Below are 17846 nucleotides of genomic sequence, written 5' to 3' on the forward strand. Positions count from 1 at the left end.
ATGCGCGCAACAAACGAGAACCCTATCTATGACAGTGAGAAGCTTGACGCGCTCACCAGCTGGGACTCCCCCTGGCAGGGGCTAGCCGTGGTGGTGGCAGGTCTGGGTGTTTCGGGTTTTTCGGCCGCCGATACCCTGATCGAGCTGGGTGCCCGCGTGGTGGTGGTTGATGGCACAGACAGCGAAGAAAACCGGGCTAAGGCAGACACCCTTATGATTGTCGGTGCCACCGAAGTACTGCTGGGTGAGGACGCCATGGCAGCCCTGCCCCCGGTAGAGGGGCGGGAACCCGAGCTGGTGATCACCAGCCCCGGGCTGTCTCCGAGGCTGGGTATCCTGGCTGAGGCGGAACAGCGGCGGATCCAGATCTGGGGTGACGTTGAGCTTGCCTGGCGGCTCAACAGCCGTCGGGGGAGAAAAACCCCTCGCTGGCTGTGCGTCACCGGAACTAACGGAAAGACCACCACAGTGGGGATGACCACCTCAATCCTGCGGGCAGCCGGCTTGCAGGTCGCTGCCGTGGGTAATGTGGGAACCCCCATTCTTGACGCACTGCGCGACCCTGTCGAATACGACTATTTTGTGGTTGAACTCTCGAGTTTTCAGCTGCACTGGACCCACTCAATGTCACCGCTGGCGGCGGTGGTGCTCAATGTTGCCGAAGACCATATCGACTGGCACGGCAGCTACCGGAACTATCTGGCGGACAAGGCCCGTATTTTTGAGAACACACAGGTTGCCTGCATCTTCAACGCTAACCAGCCGGAGACCGTGACCATGGTCGAGGAGGCAGAGGTGGTTGAGGGAGCCCGAGCGATCGGTTTCTGGGCTAACACCCCGGGTCTCTCCATGGTGGGTGTGGTTGAGAACCTTCTGGTCGACCGCGCCTTCACCGACAAGCGTCGCACGGAAGCCCTGGAACTAGCAGATATATCCGAGATCTCCGCACTACCCACCCAGCACACCGTGGAAAATGCCGCCGCCGCCGCCTCCCTGGCCCGCGCCGCCGGGGTTGAACCTCACAACGTGCGGCTGGGGCTACGAGACTTTCAGCCTGCCCCCCACCGTATTCAGCCGGTTGCCACCACCGAAGGTGTACTTTGGATCAACGATTCCAAGGCCACCAACCCGCACGCGGCGCAGGCATCCCTAGCCTCTTTCACACCGGTCATCTGGCTGGCCGGTGGACTCTCCAAGGGAGTGGACTACCGCCCCTTGGTGAGCCAGCACCGCGACCGCCTTAAAGCGGTTATCCTCATCGGTACCGACACTGCCGCCCTCGCAGAAGCACTGGCCGATCTGGCCCCCGACGTGCCGGTCACCAACATCACCGACCGGCTGGAAGACCCCACCGACGGGGCGGCGGCCATGAAGCAGGCGGTGGCTGAGGCCCACAGGCAGGCGGTAGCCGAGGACACGGTACTTATGGCACCGGCAGCGGCATCAATGGACCAGTTCGTCTCCTACGCAGACCGCGGAAACACCTTTATCGCGGCGGTAGAAGAACTGATAACAACGCTCAATGCCGAATGACCCCGAGGAAGGGAGCGGGTAGGGTGACTACAGGAACCACCGGCGGCACCGTATCGTCGGGGGAGCATAGGCAGAGCGTGCCCCGCCGCCTGTGGCGCGGCCTCTATTCGTTTGTTCGGCGCGAATTCCGCAGAACAACCATGTCTTCGCTGGCCGGGGTGCCGGCACTGCTGAGCGTGATAGCCCTGGGGCTTACAGCCTTCGGCCTGATTATGGTGCTTTCGGCCTCCAGTGTTGAGCAGATAGCCGCCGGTTCCTCACCGTTTGGCCAGGTGACACGGCAGATGGTCTTCGCTCTCTTGGGTATCGCCCTCATGATCGTGCTGGCCTTCATTCCCGTGACCTGGTACCGTCGTGCCTGGGTGATGCACTTTCTCATAATTTTCGCGCTGGGTCTACAGCTGGGTGTGGTGCTGGTCGGTGAGACCGTCAACGGAAACCGCAACTGGCTGTCCATCGGCGGCGGTATCAGTGTGCAACCTTCAGAAATCTCAAAGCTCTTTGCCTCCCTCTGGATGGCCTGGGTGCTCACCCAGCAGGGCACTATCACCACCGGTTACCGCAAAGCAATTTTCCCCCTGGCTTTTGGGGTGCTACCGCTTATGGGGCTGATTCTGCTGGGCCACGACGTGGGCACAGTGCTGGTCTACGGCATCATGGTGCTGGCGGCCCTGTGGCTGGCGGGTATGAATATCCGAGGTTTCCTGATCGGCGCAGTTGTGGCGGCGCTGGGGGTGGGTGCCATGGTGGTGACCAGCCCTAACCGTCTTGCCCGCGTGCTTGGAGTCTTTGGGCATTGCGAGGGGTCAACCTGCGACCAGTCTAATTCCGGTCTTGCCGCCCTGGCCACGGGAGGGTTTTGGGGTGTCGGTCTGGGGCGTTCCCGCCAGAAATACAACTATCTCCCCGAGGCCCACAACGACTATATTTTTGCGGTCATCGGTGAGGAGCTGGGGCTTCTGGGCACCCTGCTGGTTATTGCCCTCTACCTGGGGCTCATCTACTGTGTGGTGCGCATTATGCTGCGCTCGGCAGACCGCTTTGTGGCTCTGGCATCGGGTATTATCCTGGCCTGGATTTCGGGGCAGGCCATCATCAATATCGCCATGGTCACCGGAATGCTACCGGTGATTGGTATACCGCTACCTTTTATCTCCTACGGGGGTACCTCCCTGGTCTCTTCGCTGGCTGCGGTGGGTGTGCTCATCGGTTTTGCCCGGCAGACACCTCTGCGTCCTATTGTTGCCGGAGGGGATGACACCTACTATTCCGGGGGAACCCGCAAGGAACGTGCTCGCCGTGCGGCTCTGGGTAGGGTTGTGGCGCACGAAAACGCTCGTATTGCGGCAGAGGAACCGAACGTAGGCTTCGACATCATGAACTGGTTGCGGTATCTGGGGGTGGGGACAGGGCGGTCCCGCCCCGGGGCGGGCAGGCCGGGCAGAGGGCGGGGGCCGGTATCGGTCAAGAAGCAAGTACCTCCCAAGTCGTCCACCTCAGCCTCCCGCGGAGGCCCAAAGCAGACAGGTACCGCCACCGGGGGCGGCCGACCTCGGAAAGCGAGCGGAAGCGCGGCGTCGTCTCGGCCAGAAAGCCAGCGGGCTGGGTACCGACAGGACCCGGCAGCGGGTAAAACCGCGGGTAAGAAAAAATCTAGGGATCTGCCCCCCGGGCTGGTTCCGATCCGGCAGAGCCGTGACCGCAAGAAAAACCGCCCTGACTAAACGGTGCGGCTGCGGTTAGGGCAGAGCAGGCTCAACCCGTAAAATTGAACCGCACGAAAAAATATTCTGGAGAGGGTGGCATGACATCAATTGTTCTAGCCGGCGGCGGAACAGCTGGGCACATTAACCCCATGCTCGCTATTGCGCGCGAACTGGGTGAGCTTGCACCCGAGGCGAAGATCCTTACAGTTGGCACAGAAAACGGTATGGAGGCCCGTCTCATTCCCCAAGCCGGCTACGATATCGCTTTCGTACCGCGTGTGCCTTTCCCGCGCCGACCCGAGCTGTCGGCCCTCAAATTTCCCACCGACTTTTTATCCTCGGTGAAGATTGCTCGCGGGATCCTGAGCGATTTTTCCGCCGACGCTGTGGTGGGTGTGGGTGGCTATGTGTGCACCCCCATCTACCTTGCGGCCAACCGGTTGGGTATCCCGGTGGTTATCCACGAGGCAAACGCCAAACCTGGGCTGGCTAACCGGGTAGGTGCCCGCAAGGCGGCGGTGGTGGCCACGGCATTTGCCCATACCCCTTTGGCCGGTGCCAAACGTGTGGGTATGCCCATGCGGAAAAATATTGAAACTCTGGACCGGTCCGCAGCCCGGGAATCGGCGCGCCTGCGGCTTGGCCTTGAGCCCGAGAAACCGACTCTGGTGGTTACCGGCGGTTCGCTGGGTGCTGCCAGCCTCAACCAGACCGTTCGTGAGGTATACGGTAGGCTGAACGAGTGGGGTTTTCAGCTCCTGCACATTACCGGTAGGGGTAAAGCCCTGACCGATGACGGGGGGCGGTTGCTCACCGCTGACTCCTACCGCCAGGTTGAGTTCATCACCGGCATGGAGGATGTCTATGCTGCCGCGGATCTGCTGATCGTGCGCTCGGGTGCGGCAACGGTCTGCGAGGTCGCGGCGGTGGGGCTTCCGGCTATTTTTGTGCCGCTGCCTATCGGGAACGGTGAGCAGGCCCTCAATGCTAGATCCCTGGTGGATGCCGGGGCCGGTATTCTGGTTCATGATTCCGATTTTGTGCCCGAGTGGTTTGTGGAGAACGTTCCGGCTCTTATGAATGACCCTCAGCGGCTTAACCGCATGGCTGAACAATCGTATAGTCACGGTATCCGTAATGCAGCCTCCGTGATGGCTCAAGAAGTATTGAAGGTGGCGCGCTCATGAAATCTGTCATGAACCTTGATATTGACCTGCCCGATCCGCTGAATCCACCTTTCGCCCCGCGGCCTCAGCTCAGTGAGCTGGGCAGGGTGCATTTTATTGGGATAGGAGGGGCCGGCATGTCTGCCCTTGCCCGACTCCTGCTACAGGCGGGTATGCAGGTTTCGGGGTCTGACCGGTCCGAGAGCCCGGTGCTGGAACAGCTGCGTGAGCTGGGTGCACGCATATGTGTGCCCCAGGCAGCAGGGAATGTCTCGGAGGCCGACACGGTCGTGATCTCTACGGCTATTAGGGCTGATAACCCTGAACTGGCCGAGGCGGTAGCCAAGAATCTGCGGGTGCTCCACCGTTCCCAGGCGCTGGCGGCCGCCATGGGGGAGCGTCGTGTGATTGCGGTCGCAGGAACCCACGGAAAAACAACTACCGGTTCCATGATCGTTCTCATGATCGACGCCCTGGGTTTTGAACCCTCTTTCGCGGTGGGTTCGATCATCGGCGGTCTTGAGACCAATGCTCGGCTCGGCTCCGACCGGTCCTGGTTTATCGCTGAGGCCGATGAATCGGACGGGTCTTTTGTGCGCTACCGGCCGCAGATTGCGGTGGTGACGAACGCTGAACCTGACCATCTTGATTTTTACGGTAGTGCCGATCGTGTTGTGGAGGCTTTTAACCGGTTTGCCGCCTCGATTGAGCCCGGCGGTGTGCTGGTGACCTGCCTGGATGATCCCGGTGCCGCAGCACTGGCACAGCGTTGCCGCGAGGCGGGTATAGATGTGGTGACCTACGGGGAATCTGCTGCCGCAGATCTCCGACTCAGCAATATTACCGGTGAGGGGGTCACCTGTTCGTCGTCTATTGACTGGAATTTTAGCCTGGCGGGGGAGAGCTATAGCGGATCTGGCACTTTGGTACTGCACCTGCCGGGTCGACACAATCAGCTCAATGCTGCTGCTTCCTTTATCTGCGGTCTGCTCACCGGTGCGCCCGCACCCGCTGTGTTGGAGGCGTTGACGCATTTTCGGGGTGCTGACCGTCGGTTTACACTGCGCGGTGAGGTTGAGGGGGTTAAGGTTTTTGATGACTACGCCCACCACCCCACCGAGGTGGATCGGGCTCTGGAGGCCGGGCGCATCGTGGCGGCCGGACATAACCTGTACGTGCTTTTTCAGCCCCATCTTTTTTCGCGTACCCGCGAGTTCTCTTCCGATTTTGCGCGGGCCCTCTCGCTGGCAGACCGGGCCTATGTGCTCGATATATACCCGGCCAGGGAGCTGCCGATTGAGGGTGTGACCAGCCGTCTGATCACCGATGCCGGCTACTCCGAGATTCACTATGCTGAGTCCGGCGATACCGCTGTTGAGCTTATCGCCCGGCAGGTTCGGCCGGGTGATGTGGTGATGACTGTGGGCGCCGGTAATGTCACGAACTACGGGCCGCGGATTGTTCGGGCGCTTTCGATGCGGGCGGAAAATTAGCCGTGGCTTCCGAGAAAGATAGCGGTCAACCCGGTTCGGCAAAAGGGCGGCAGAGTCGGGTTCGGGTCAATTCTGCTAAGGTCACTCCGCTGAGCGACGACTCGTGGGTGGAGGCGGTAGAGCAGAGTAAGTTTTCACAGTGGCGGGCCAGGAGGGCGGAGGCCGCTAGCGTTAGTCCGGCCGAGGACAACACTCTTACCCCGCCTCAGTCCGTGCAGGGGCGCAAGCTGCGGCGGATGAAACGGTGGGGCTACCTGCTACTTACCGGCCTGGTTTTGGCGGCACTTTTTATTGGTCTCGTTTTTTATTCCTCTCTGCTGGCCACCAGAACTATTACAGTGGAGGGCACCTCTTTGTTGCAGAGGTCGGAGGTTGAACAGAGTTTGCAGCCTTTACACGGTAGGCCGCTGACCCGGGTGACCCAGCAGGAGGTAGCCGAGCTCATCGGGGAGTCGCACCTGGTGCGCACGGTGTCGATTGAAGCCAGACCACCGCACGAACTGGTGGTTACGGTGCAGGAGCGGGTGCCGGTTGCGGTGGTGAAAAACGGTGGGGGCTATGAGCTGGTTGATGCCGAAGGTGTACAGCTGGGGAGCCTCGATTCTGCTGAGGCCGCCGGGGTTCCGCTGGTTGACGGTGGCACGGATATTCTGTCGTCCGAGGTATATGCCACCGTGTCCAGTGTGCTGGAGTCACTGCCTGCCGGTTTGCTCTCACGGGTGAAGGAGGCCAAGGCTGATTCTGCCTCAACCATCTCGCTGGTGATGAGCGACGGGGTGCAGGTGGTGTGGGGGTCTTCCTCTGATAACGAGCTTAAAGCTAAAGTTCTTACTGAGTTAATGGCCTCGGTGGGGGGCGACGGGTCGGTATCGACCTATGATGTCTCCAGCCCCACGGTACCCACAACAAAATAATTCAACCTATACTTGAGGTTTTGGTGTAATCTTCTGTTTTCGGGGAAAATCGGTGAACTTGGTCGAAAATCATGAGACACGCCCTGACCTCTATTGATACGCTTTTTCTGAAACATAACCAGTTTGAAACGAAAAAATAAACCTTCAATATAGAGTTTAGAAGTCGATTCAACCACAAATCCAAGACAATTGAGGGAATCTATGGACACTGCAACCCCCCAGAACTACCTGGCAGTTATTAAAGTCGTCGGCATCGGCGGCGGTGGCGTAAACGCGGTCAACCGCATGATTGAGGTAGGTCTGCGCGGCGTTGAGTTCATCGCTATTAACACCGATGCCCAGGCGCTACTGATGTCCGATGCCGACGTTAAGCTTGATGTCGGCCGCGAGCTCACCCGCGGTCTCGGTGCGGGCGCTAACCCCGAGGTTGGCCGTCAGGCTGCCGAAGACCACGAACAGGAAATCGAAGAGGTCCTCAAAGGCGCAGATATGGTTTTTGTGACCGCCGGTGAGGGCGGTGGTACCGGCACCGGTGGCGCACCCGTGGTGGCCCGCATTGCGCGGTCGCTGGGAGCTTTGACGATCGGCGTGGTCACCCGTCCCTTCACGTTTGAGGGGCGGCGTCGGTCCAACCAGGCCGAGACCGGTATAGCCTCCCTGCGCGACGAGGTTGACACGCTGATCGTTATCCCCAACGATCGTTTGCTGTCGATCTCGGACCGCAATGTGTCGATGCTTGATGCGTTCAAATCAGCGGACCAGGTGCTTCTCTCGGGTGTGCAGGGAATTACCGATCTCATTACCACCCCGGGCCTGATCAACCTTGACTTTGCCGATGTTAAATCGGTGATGCAGGGGGCGGGTTCCGCCCTGATGGGTATCGGTTCGGCATCGGGTGAGGATCGTGCGGTGAAGGCGGCCGAGCTCGCTATTGCCTCCCCGCTGCTTGAAGCCTCAATTGATGGCGCTCACGGGGTGCTGCTCTCTATTCAGGGTGGTTCGGATTTGGGCCTCTTTGAAATTAATGAGGCGGCCCGCCTGGTCCAGGAAGTCGCTCATCCCGATGCCAACATTATCTTTGGCGCGGTGATTGATGACGCCCTGGGAGACGAGGCTCGGGTAACCGTTATCGCCGCCGGTTTTGACTCGGTGAATCCCGAAACCAATGCCAACGACAGCACCGGGGCTAGCCAGCAGGCGACCCGAACCCAGCAGTCTTTCGGCAGTGACACTGCGGCCCCGGCCCGGCAGTCGGGTGAGGCTTGGCAGTCCGGCACCGATGTGCCGGCAAGCGGCGGATTCGATGTCGACCTTCCCCCCGTGGTGGAGGATCCTGCCGCTTCGCAGCGGCGCGAAACCCTGGATGTTCCCGATTTTCTCAAGTAGGTCATGAGGTCTAGGCGTGCTGTAACCGCCGCTTAGTACTGAGCACACGACAATGCCCTGTCCGGTAGATTCGAAGAAGCTACGGTGGGGCATTGTGTGCGTTCGGGTGTGGGCCGGTGAAGAGAGTCATCGGCGAGGGTTTCCGCCGATGGCTGGGCGGTGCGAGTCGGTACAGAATGATGGAGGCTATAGGTTTTGGGCGGACATTCTTGGGGGAACACACTTTTTTCCCATGAAGCGATGTATTTATCGGGGGCTACCGTGCACGTGGGTTTTACCGGAAAGGGGGCGGGAAACCTTGGTTTGCACGTGGGGGATGACCCCGGGCGTGTGCTGGTCAACCGTGCAGCGCTGGAAGACACGCTGGATCCGGGCAGTCACTTTGTTTATCTCAACCAGGTACACGGCACGGAGGTTTTTGACGCTGACGCTGGCGGGGTTATCGCTGCGGTTTCTCCGTTGGACCGGGAACAGGGGACTCGGGTGCTTGAGGCAGCGCCGGTGGCAGATGCGGCGGTGACACGTCGGGGCCGGCCTCTGGCGGTGATGGTGGCCGACTGTATTCCGCTGGTTTTGGTGGGCGAGGTTGAGGGGGATCCGTCTCGCCTTCCCGTTCTTGCCGTTGCTCACGCGGGGCGGAGGGGGCTACTTGCCGGCGTTATTCAGCGCACCGTGGAGGCGATGGTGGCTCGCGGTGCCGGACATATCCAGGTGTGGCTGGGGCCCTCGATTTGCGGGAGCTGCTACGAGGTTCCGGAAGATATGCGAGAAAGTTCTCAGCAGATGTTTGGCCGGATAGCTTCAAGGACGTCATGGGGGACCCCGGCACTTGATCTGGGGGCCGCCGCCTGCGAGTTACTGGATTCCTTACCCGAGGTGCGGAAGGTTCATACCGGTCTGGCTGCCTGTACTCTGCAGACGCCGGACCTCTATTCGCACCGGCGCGGTGATGAGCCGGGGCGCTTTGCCGGGCTGGTATGGATAGATCGGGAGGAGAGATGACGGAGTACAGTATGCAGCGGTATCGGCAGCTTGAGCAGAGTCTGCTACGGGTGCGGCAGGAGATCGTGCGGGCGGCTGAGGACTATAGCGGGGTGCGTACCCCGGACTCGCCGGTGCCGCAGCTGACGGTGGTAACCAAATTTTTTCCCGCCGCCGATGTTGCTGCTCTCTACGATTTGGGCGTGCGCCGGGTAGGGGAGAACCGTGATCGGGAGGCGGCTGCTAAGGCGGAGCAGCTAGGGGACTACGGGGCTGAGACCCTGCGGTGGTCCTATATCGGGCAGCTGCAGACGAATAAGGCGAAATCGGTGGTGCGTTACGCCTCTGATGTGCAGTCTGTTGATCGGCCCTCGCTGGTGAGGGCTCTGGGTAAAGCTTATAGGGGCCAGGTGGCGCGTTTTGAAAATGGCGAGATTGCCGCCCCTCGTGCCTACAGGGACGGTGGGCTGGACTGTCTGATTCAGCTAAATCTCGACGAGGCAGTGGCGGCCGGTGGGCCGCGCGGCGGCGCTGACCCTGACGATATGCTGGCTTTGGCAGAGCAGATTGAGTCTGAGGAGGGGTTGCGCTGTAGGGGGCTGATGGCGGTGGCTCCGCTGGGTGCTGACCCCGATCGGGTCTTTGAGCGCTTGTATGGGTTTGCTCAGCAGCTACGCCACCGGTATCCGCGGGCAGATGAAATATCGGCGGGAATGAGTGCAGATATGGCGGCGGCGATTCGATGGGGGTCGACCACGGTGCGGGTTGGCTCACAAATCATGGGAAGCCGTTCGCTGGTAGACTAGGGCGCGGACTCTACCTTCTGCCCCGCCGCAGACACCGGGTGAGGGGCGCGCAATACTGGATCGATAAACCCTGCTGATTGGGAGTGAAACAATGGCCGGACGCACACTTCAACAGGCGATGGTGTACCTGGGCTTGGCCGAACACGACGAGCCTTCACGCGCAGAAAAGCAGGCCGGGTCTGGGGCCCACCGGGATGAGCATTTTGAGGATTTTCACGGTGACGGTGGTGAGCCTCTGGCAGACTATCACGACGGTGACCGGTACCGGGACGGTGAGGAAATTCGCTATGATGGCTCGGAGTATGAGTCCTACGACGAATCCGGCTATGCGGTAGCGGGTTCTGGACCGGCAGGTGCCTCTTTAGCCGGTAGAGGCTACGAGGCCGGCTACCACCGCACGTATCCCGATCATAACGAAAGCGAAGAAGAATTGAGCCGTATCACTACCATCCACCCGCGTTCCTACAATGACGCGAAGATTATTGGTGAATCTTTCCGGGAGAGTATCCCGGTGATTATGAATGTCACCGATATGGGGGAGACAGAGGCCAAGCGGCTGGTTGATTTCTCGGCCGGGCTGGTGTTTGCCCTTCACGGCTCTATTGAGCGGGTAACCGATAAGGTGTTTTTGCTGACCCCGGCCAACCTTGAGGTGCTCGGTGCCGAGGGTGCAGAGGTGCCGGTGGCGTTGGACAGTGATTCTTCGGACCTGTTTAACCAGGGCTAAAGAAACGGGGACCGGTCTATGGGTTACATTTTTGCTGTGCTGGCCATTGCGGCCTACCTGTTCTATTTTGCGCTGATTCTCAGGCTTATCTTTGACTGGATTCAGCAGTTTGCCCGCTACTGGAGGCCCAGGGGGGCGGCGCTGATCTTGGCCTCTGCCGTTAACGCGGTGACTGATCCTCCCATGAATTTTTTGCGGCGTAAGGTACCCCCGCTGAGGATTGGCGGCATGTCGCTGGATTTGGGTTTTCTTATTCTTGTGATTTTGGTCGGTATCCTCTACGGGCAGCTGCAGCTGATCACCGTTCGAGTTTCCTAGCCAGATAAGCTTTATACAGTGACCGAGAGAGAGGGTGGGGAAGAACTTACCAAGTATTGGCCGCAATCTGGCTTCAACCTATCTGTTGAAGTGCGGTTAGGCGGTGTAGACTTCACGGAAGAAGAACCGTGGTTTTCGAAGAAGACACACATGTATTCATACCGGCAGGTGTAGAAACTAGGTAAAATTTCTATTACTCGGCGGTGCTTAGGGATTTGTAGCATCGTCGTGCAGATAGCTTGAATTTTAGAGGTGAAAATTTTAGTGGCCCTGACACCAGAAGAAGTTATTAACAAACGGTTCCAGGCAACCAAATTTAAAGAAGGTTACAACCCGGAAGAGGTTGATGATTTTCTTGACGAGATTGTGATCGAGCTGCGGCGTCTTAACGCCGAAAACTCCAGTCTCAAACGGCAGCTTGAGGAGGCTGAGAGTCGCGCTGCTGAGGCTGTTGTACAAGCGGATGAGAGCGTGACGGTTGTTGAGGGCGATGTTGCCGAGGCACCCACAACAGCGATTGTTGTTCCCGAGGGGGGCTCAGCGCCTTCCGATACTGCCGCTCCCGTGGCCGGTAACGCCAATGATCCCTCCACCGCAGCTTCGCTGTTGGCTATGGCTCAGAGGGTACACGATGACTACGTGCTTGAGGGGCAGCGCGAGAAAGCCCGTCTTATCGCGCAGAGTCGTGAGGAGGCGGACACTATCGTGGCCGCGGCTGAGGATGAGCGCGTGAAGGTGCTTGGTGATCTCGACAGCACCAGAACAGATCTTGAAGGCACTATTGAGCAGCTGCGCGGTTTTGAGCAGCAGTATCGTACCGGTATCCAGAAGTACATTGAAGAGCAGCTCTCTGACCTGAAGTCAGGTTCCTATGTTATTGACAAGATGCCCAACATGCCGGCTAAGCCGAACACGGGTTCAAAGTCGACGCAACAATAAATAAACAGCGTGGGTGATGGGGTAAAAGGGGCCGTGGGCTTTGTGCTTCACCACGCATGCTGGGACGGTGGGTGGTCTGTTCGGGGATTTCCCGGACGGTTACCCGCCGTCCTTTGCTGTCGATCTTGTCACTGTGCTACCTCAGCGAACTGCCGTAGAGAGCATGACTGTAGGGGCTCAGACCCGCACACCGTACAGGAAGGATTTGCCCCGTGACATCTACGTCTCATGTCCGTTCCGACCGGGATAGCCGCCCTGCCGGGGTTCTGCGGCGGGGCCCCAGGGTGTTTCTTGCCCTGTCTGTGCTGGTGCTGGCCTACGGTGCGGATCAGTGGACCAAACATCTGGTTGAAACCACTATGACGGTGGGGCAGAAAATCACTGTCATTGAGGGTGTAGCCCGGTGGCACTATATTCTTAATCCCGGGGCCGCTTTTTCAATTGGGACCGGCTACACCTGGGTGTTTACCCTGGTGATGGTGGCGGCCGTGGCGGTTAGCCTGTTTTATCTTGTGCGAGCTCATTCTGCCGCCTGGGTTTTTACGCTGAGCCTTCTGCTGGGTGGGGTGTTGGGTAATCTGACTGACCGGTTGGTACGTCCACCGGGTTTTGGTGTGGGGCACGTGGTTGATTTTATTTCGGTCGGTAGTTTTGCGGTCTTTAACCTTGCCGATACCTGCATATGTCTGGCCATGGGTTTACTCGTGGTGCTGGTGTTCAGGGGTGTTAATCTTGACGGCAGCCGGGATCATTCCGGTAGAGCAGGCGGAGACGGGCATGAGACCGGTGCCGGGGACTCGGGGAGGTAGCCGCGTGGATCGGAGAATTCAGGGTAGTTTTACTGCGGGGGCTGCTGAGTCGGGTATGCGGCTCGATGCCGCGGTCTCGGCCCACTTTGGGCTTCCGCGGAGCCTGGTCGCGGCCTGGGTAAAAGAGGGCCTGGTGCGGGTGGAAGAACCAGCGGGGCGAACAGTGAAGGTGGCCAAAAGCTATCGGCTGGCTACCGGGGATCTGGTGAGTGTGGATGCCCCGGCCCCACCTGATCCGATGGAGGTAAAGCCTCAACAGGCAGATGGTTTCAGGGTGGTTCATCGGGACCGGGATATTGTGGTGGTTGATAAGCCTGCCGGAGTGGCCGCCCACCCCTCACCGGGTTGGCACGGACCCACCGTCGTGGGCGCTCTTCTGGCTGAGGGGATTGGTATTTCCACCTCGGGCGCTGCCGAACGGCAGGGCATTGTGCATCGATTGGATGTGGGAACGTCGGGGCTGATGGTGCTTGCCAAAAACGAGCACTCTTACAGTTTGCTCAAGCGCGCTTTCAAAGAGCGTACCGTTACCAAGGTCTACCACGCACTGGTGCAGGGTATCCCGGATCCGCTTCAGGGGACCATCGATGCTCCAATTGGCAGGCACCCCGGCTATGAGTGGAAGTTCGCGGTGGTCGAGGGTGGCAGGGATTCGGTCACCCACTACCGGGTGCTTGAGGCATTTGGGCCCGCCTCCCTGGTTGAAGTGCACCTTGAGACCGGGCGCACCCACCAGATTCGCGTGCACTTTTCGGCGCTCCACCATCCCTGCGCCGGTGATCTCACCTACGGTGCCGACCCCGGCCTGGGTGCTAATCTTGGGCTAACACGTCAGTGGTTGCACGCCCACCGGCTGGGGTTTGACCACCCGGGCACGGGGGAGCGGGTGGAGTTTGTGAGCGATTACCCGCACGATTTAGAATTTGCCCTGGAATCTTTGCGCGGGGGAGGGTTCTAGGTTCTGCCGTGTAAACCTCCGGTAACTGACAGGCGAGAAAAGAAAGAGACCTTATCGTGGCTAACAAGGGATTTGCCCACCTGCACGTACACACCGAGTACTCCATGCTTGACGGGGCTGCGCGTATCGGTGATCTCTTTGAACACGCCAAGGAGTTGGGCATGGACTCGGTGGCCACCACCGATCACGGTTTTCTTTTTGGTGCTTTTGATTTCTGGAACAAGGCCCGCCAATACGACATTAAACCTATTATCGGGGTGGAGGCATATGTGACCCCGGGGACCCACCGCAGCGATAGGACGCGCGTGCGCTGGGGTGAGAACGCCGGACGTGACGACGTGTCCGGCGGTGGCGCCTACACGCACATGACCATGTGGGCGGAAACCACCGAGGGCATGCACAATCTTTTTCGAGCTTCTAGCCTGGCCTCGTTGGAGGGGCATTTCTATAAGCCGCGCATGGACCGGGAGATTTTAGAGACCTACCACAGGGGGCTGATTGCTACCACGGGCTGCCCCTCCGGGGAGATACAGACCAGGTTGCGTTTGGGCCAGTATGAGCAGGCCCTTCAGGCGGCCTCCGACTACCGGGATATTTTCGGTCGAGAAAACTACTATTGCGAGATCATGGATCACGGCCTGGGGATCGAGAAGAATGTGATGGCGGATCTGCACAGGTTGGCCGGCCAGCTCAAACTACCGCTGGTGGCCACCAATGATCTGCACTATACCCACTATGATGACCATAAGGCGCACGCGGCTCTGCTCTGTGTACAGTCGGGTTCGACCATGCAGGATCCCAAGCGGTTCAAATTCGACGCCGATGAGTTCTACCTGAAATCTCCCGAGGAGATGCGCAATCTTTTTCGCGACTACCCCGAAGCCTGCGATAACACGCTAGAAATTGCCGAACGCTGCCGGGCGGAATTCAACCTCAACGCCAACTACATGCCGAACTTTCCCACGCCCGAGGGGGAAAGCGAGGAATCCTGGTTTGTGAAAGAGGTCGAGCGGGGCCTGCACTTCCGTTTCCCGCAGGGTATCCCTGATCGGGTGCGTAAACAGGCCGACTACGAGGTTGGGGTTATCACCCAGATGGGTTTCCCCGGATATTTTCTGGTGGTTGCCGACTTTATCAACTGGGCAAAAAATAAAGGGATCCGGGTGGGGCCAGGCCGCGGTTCGGGCGCCGGGTCAATGGTCGCCTACGCCATGCGTATCACCGAACTGAACCCGCTTAACCACGACCTCATCTTTGAGCGTTTTCTCAACCCCGACCGCGTCTCGATGCCCGATTTCGACGTCGATTTTGACGATCGCCGCCGGTCCGAAGTGATTCACTACGTGACCGAAAAATACGGCGAAGACAAGGTTGCCATGATCGTGACCTATGGGACCATTAAGGCCAAGCAGGCGCTCAAAGACTCTTCCCGTGTGCTGGGTTATCCCTTTTCCACCGGCGAACGTCTCACCAAGGCAATGCCCGAAGATATCATGGGCAAAAACATTGCGCTGGCCAACGTCTACAACCAGGACGACAAACGCTACAGGGACGCTCAGGAGCTACGCGACCTCCTAGAGTCAGACACCGACGCCTCCAAAGTTTTCGAAACCGCCAAGGGTATTGAGGGCCTCAAGCGTCAGTGGGGGGTTCACGCTGCGGGCGTTATCATGTCCAGCCACAACCTTCTGGACGTGATACCGGTGATGCGCCGCGAACAGGATGGGCAGGTTATCACCCAGTTCGACTACCCCACCTGCGAGGGGCTGGGGCTCATCAAAATGGATTTTCTGGGCCTGCGTAACCTCACCATCATCTCTGATGCCCTGGAGAACATTAAGCTCAACCGGGATTTTGACCTCAAACTGGAAGAGCTAGAACTCGATGACGAGGAATCCTATAAGCTGCTGGCACGCGGGGACACCCTGGGAGTGTTCCAGCTGGACGGCGGGCCCATGCGCTCGCTGCTGAAGCTGATGCAGCCCGATCATTTTGAGCACATTTCGGCGGTGCTGGCCCTCTACCGCCCGGGGCCGATGGGTGCGAACTCGCACACCAACTATGCGCTGCGCAAAAACGGGGCGCAGGAGGTGACCCCGATTCATCCCGAGCTGGATGAGCCGCTGGCAGATATTCTTGACACCACCTACGGGCTGATTGTCTACCAGGAGCAGGTGATGGCGATCGCGCAGAAGGTAGCCAACTACTCGCTGGGCGAGGCGGATATTCTGCGCCGGGCTATGGGCAAGAAGAAGAAGGCAGAACTGGATAAACAGTACGAGACGTTCCGTCAGGGAATGCTGGATAACGGCTACTCTGAGGGTGCGGTGAAGGCGCTGTGGGATATCCTGCTCCCCTTCTCCGACTATGCGTTCAACAAGGCTCATACGGCGGCTTACGGCTTGGTGTCCTACTGGACCGCCTACCTGAAAGCCCACTACCCGCAGGAGTATATGGCGGCGCTGCTGACCAGTGTGGGTGATGATAAGGATAAGCTGGCGCTTTACCTGAATGAGTGCCGGCACATGAACATTACTGTGCTTCCCCCCGACGTCAACGAATCCGAGCTGAACTTTACCCCCGTAGGGGAGGATATCCGGTTTGGCATGGGGGCTATCCGCAACGTGGGCACCAACGTGGTGACATCCATGGTGGCCGCCCGCGAGGAGAAGGGAAAGTTTGAGTCTTTCCACGATTTCCTGAAAAAAGTTCCGGCGGTAGTCTGCAATAAACGCACCGTTGATTCGCTGATCAAGGCGGGGACCTTTGATGATTTGGGGCATATCCGGCGGGCCCTGTCCATGGTTCACGAGGAAGCGGTTGACGCCACCGTGGCGGTTAAACGCCAGGAGGCAGCCGGCCAGTTTGATCTTTTTGGGGGCATGGGCCTCGACGACGACGACCCGTCGGGAGATCTGATGGTGACAATCCCCGATGTACCCGAGTGGGAGAAGCGGGATAAGCTCAATTTTGAGCGGGAAATGCTGGGGCTTTACGTGTCTGACCACCCGCTGCGGGGTATCGAAGATCAGCTGGATGCGCTCTCCGACTCTTCGGTGCAGTCTCTGATCGCTGAGGATTCGCTGAAACCCGATGGCGCTACAGTAACCGTGGCGGGCATGATTACCTCGGTGTCACGGCGGATCGCTAAGTCTTCAGGTAACCCCTATGCGAGGGTAGAACTTGAGGACCGCACCGGGTCTATTGAGGTGATGTTTTTTGGCAGGGCATACGAGCCAATTGCGCCGGTACTGTCCGAAGATTTGATCTGCACAATCAAGGGTAGGCTGCAGAGACGCGACGACGGCGCGGTGACGATCAGCGCCCAGGAGCTCAACGTTCCTGAAATCTCAGCTGAGGGGGTGACCGGGCCAGTCACCATAGCTATCCCGGAGTTTAAGGCGACCGAGGAGAACCTGGGGGAGCTACGCACTATCCTGCGGAATCACCGGGGGGAGTCGGAGGTGCGGATCCTGATGAATACGCGCACCAAAAAACTGCTGATGAAGCTGGGGGCAGAGCTACGGGTGCAACCGAACCCGGCACTGTACGGTGACCTTAAGGTACTGTTGGGCCCGTCCTGCCTAGATATCTAGCTCTCCGGTGTGTGCTCGGCGTCGTAGCGCTCGCGGTGGGCCTGCACTTCTGCCAGGTGTTCTTCGGCCCAGCGGCGTAGGGCGGTGAGCGGGGCGACCGTGGTGAGCCCTAGCTCGGTGAGCCGGTAGTCTACTCGCGGGGGCACGCTGGCCGTTACCTGGCGGGTGAGTAGGCCGTCGCGCTCCATGGAGCGCAGTGTTTCGGTGAGGACTTTGGGAGAGATTCCCTGAATGGTGGTTTTAAGATCTGTGAAGCGCACGGGGTCACCGCTGGCGAGCACGGTGACGATGAGCGGTGTCCAGCGGTCGGTGAGGTGGCGTAGCACGGTGCGGGAGGGGCAGTGCTGGTCAAGAACGTTGGCGGGCAGTTCTTCTGCCGGCGGGGCCTGGGGTTTTGGGGGCATGGCGGTTGTCCGTAATTTTTTTAAAACTTCTTCTAGTTACCTTGAGGTAATTGGTTACTAATTTATAGTATTGGGGTGTTGGATCGCAAAACCGTTTCTTATAAGGAGAA

At 59.1% G+C, this 17846-nt stretch carries 15 protein-coding genes; 14 read left to right on the plus strand and 1 reads right to left on the minus strand.

Annotated features, from left to right (window positions below; translation table 11 throughout):
- The 14 genes from murD to dnaE all read left to right on the plus strand — a co-directional run bounded on the left by murD (position 1) and on the right by dnaE (position 17332).
- Positions 1–1533, plus strand: a complete 1533-nt coding sequence (gene murD / locus ACS1BR_RS07160; RefSeq protein WP_463561279.1) for a UDP-N-acetylmuramoyl-L-alanine--D-glutamate ligase — start codon at positions 1–3, stop codon at positions 1531–1533.
- A 23-nt stretch (positions 1534–1556) separates the two neighbouring features.
- Positions 1557–3257: an FtsW/RodA/SpoVE family cell cycle protein gene (locus ACS1BR_RS07165; RefSeq protein WP_463561280.1), complete on the plus strand. Its 1701-nt coding sequence runs from the start codon at positions 1557–1559 to the stop codon at positions 3255–3257.
- 80 nt (positions 3258–3337) lie between these two features.
- Positions 3338–4426, plus strand: coding sequence for an undecaprenyldiphospho-muramoylpentapeptide beta-N-acetylglucosaminyltransferase (murG, locus tag ACS1BR_RS07170; protein WP_463561281.1), 1089 nt, complete (start codon positions 3338–3340; stop codon positions 4424–4426).
- A complete protein-coding gene (gene murC / locus ACS1BR_RS07175) occupies positions 4423–5898 on the plus strand; it encodes a UDP-N-acetylmuramate--L-alanine ligase (protein ID WP_463561282.1) in 1476 nt (491 codons plus the stop codon). Before murG ends, murC begins: the two co-directional genes overlap by 4 nt.
- Positions 5899–5900: 2 nt before the next feature.
- Positions 5901–6812, plus strand: a complete 912-nt coding sequence (locus ACS1BR_RS07180; protein WP_463561283.1) for a cell division protein FtsQ/DivIB — start codon at positions 5901–5903, stop codon at positions 6810–6812.
- A gap of 201 nt (positions 6813–7013) precedes the next feature.
- The gene (gene ftsZ, locus ACS1BR_RS07185; RefSeq protein WP_463561284.1) at positions 7014–8198 is read left to right on the plus strand and encodes a cell division protein FtsZ; all 1185 of its coding nucleotides are present in this window, start codon (positions 7014–7016) and stop codon (positions 8196–8198) included.
- 261 nt (positions 8199–8459) lie between these two features.
- Positions 8460–9200, plus strand: a complete 741-nt coding sequence (locus ACS1BR_RS07190) for a purine nucleoside phosphorylase YfiH/LACC1 family protein (protein WP_463561285.1) — start codon at positions 8460–8462, stop codon at positions 9198–9200.
- Positions 9197–9985, plus strand: coding sequence for a YggS family pyridoxal phosphate-dependent enzyme (locus ACS1BR_RS07195; protein ID WP_463561286.1), 789 nt, complete (start codon positions 9197–9199; stop codon positions 9983–9985). Before ACS1BR_RS07190 ends, ACS1BR_RS07195 begins: the two co-directional genes overlap by 4 nt.
- 91 nt (positions 9986–10076) lie before the next feature.
- Positions 10077–10712 (plus strand): cell division protein SepF, encoded by a 636-nt coding sequence (locus ACS1BR_RS07200; protein WP_463561287.1) that lies wholly within the window; start codon positions 10077–10079, stop codon positions 10710–10712.
- 18 nt (positions 10713–10730) lie between these two features.
- Positions 10731–11030, plus strand: a complete 300-nt coding sequence (locus tag ACS1BR_RS07205) for a YggT family protein (RefSeq protein WP_463561288.1) — start codon at positions 10731–10733, stop codon at positions 11028–11030.
- Positions 11031–11294: 264 nt separating this feature from the next.
- Positions 11295–11969 (plus strand): DivIVA domain-containing protein, encoded by a 675-nt coding sequence (locus ACS1BR_RS07210; RefSeq protein WP_463561289.1) that lies wholly within the window; start codon positions 11295–11297, stop codon positions 11967–11969.
- A gap of 212 nt (positions 11970–12181) precedes the next feature.
- Positions 12182–12778 carry a signal peptidase II gene (gene lspA / locus ACS1BR_RS07215; RefSeq protein WP_463561290.1) on the plus strand — a complete coding sequence of 199 codons (597 nt, stop codon included), beginning with the start codon at positions 12182–12184 and terminating at the stop codon, positions 12776–12778.
- A 55-nt stretch (positions 12779–12833) separates the two neighbouring features.
- Entirely contained in the window at positions 12834–13736 is a 903-nt protein-coding gene (locus ACS1BR_RS07220) for an RluA family pseudouridine synthase (protein WP_463561657.1), read from the plus strand.
- A gap of 56 nt (positions 13737–13792) precedes the next feature.
- Positions 13793–17332: a DNA polymerase III subunit alpha gene (gene dnaE, locus ACS1BR_RS07225; RefSeq protein ID WP_463561291.1), complete on the plus strand. Its 3540-nt coding sequence runs from the start codon at positions 13793–13795 to the stop codon at positions 17330–17332.
- On the opposite strand, the gene ACS1BR_RS07230 is transcribed toward dnaE, so the two are convergent.
- Positions 17329–17736: a winged helix-turn-helix transcriptional regulator gene (locus ACS1BR_RS07230; RefSeq protein ID WP_463561292.1), complete on the minus strand. Its 408-nt coding sequence runs from the start codon at positions 17734–17736 to the stop codon at positions 17329–17331. The two genes, dnaE and ACS1BR_RS07230, sit on opposite strands and share 4 nt — an antisense overlap.
- Between the last annotated feature and the right edge of the window lie 110 nt (positions 17737–17846).

The sequence above is a fragment of the Rothia sp. 18CD1-1 genome, from assembly GCF_055285355.1.

Coding starts and splice junctions, on each gene's coding strand:
- murD (WP_463561279.1), top strand. CDS start 1: ATGCGCGCAACAAACGAGAACCCTATCTATGACAGTGAGAAGCTTGAC.
- murG (WP_463561281.1), top strand. CDS start 3,338: ATGACATCAATTGTTCTAGCCGGCGGCGGAACAGCTGGGCACATTAAC.
- murC (WP_463561282.1), top strand. CDS start 4,423: ATGAAATCTGTCATGAACCTTGATATTGACCTGCCCGATCCGCTGAAT.
- ftsZ (WP_463561284.1), top strand. CDS start 7,014: ATGGACACTGCAACCCCCCAGAACTACCTGGCAGTTATTAAAGTCGTC.
- ACS1BR_RS07195 (WP_463561286.1), top strand. CDS start 9,197: ATGACGGAGTACAGTATGCAGCGGTATCGGCAGCTTGAGCAGAGTCTG.
- ACS1BR_RS07200 (WP_463561287.1), top strand. CDS start 10,077: ATGGCCGGACGCACACTTCAACAGGCGATGGTGTACCTGGGCTTGGCC.
- ACS1BR_RS07205 (WP_463561288.1), top strand. CDS start 10,731: ATGGGTTACATTTTTGCTGTGCTGGCCATTGCGGCCTACCTGTTCTAT.
- ACS1BR_RS07220 (WP_463561657.1), top strand. CDS start 12,834: ATGCGGCTCGATGCCGCGGTCTCGGCCCACTTTGGGCTTCCGCGGAGC.
- ACS1BR_RS07230 (WP_463561292.1), bottom strand. CDS start 17,736: ATGCCCCCAAAACCCCAGGCCCCGCCGGCAGAAGAACTGCCCGCCAAC.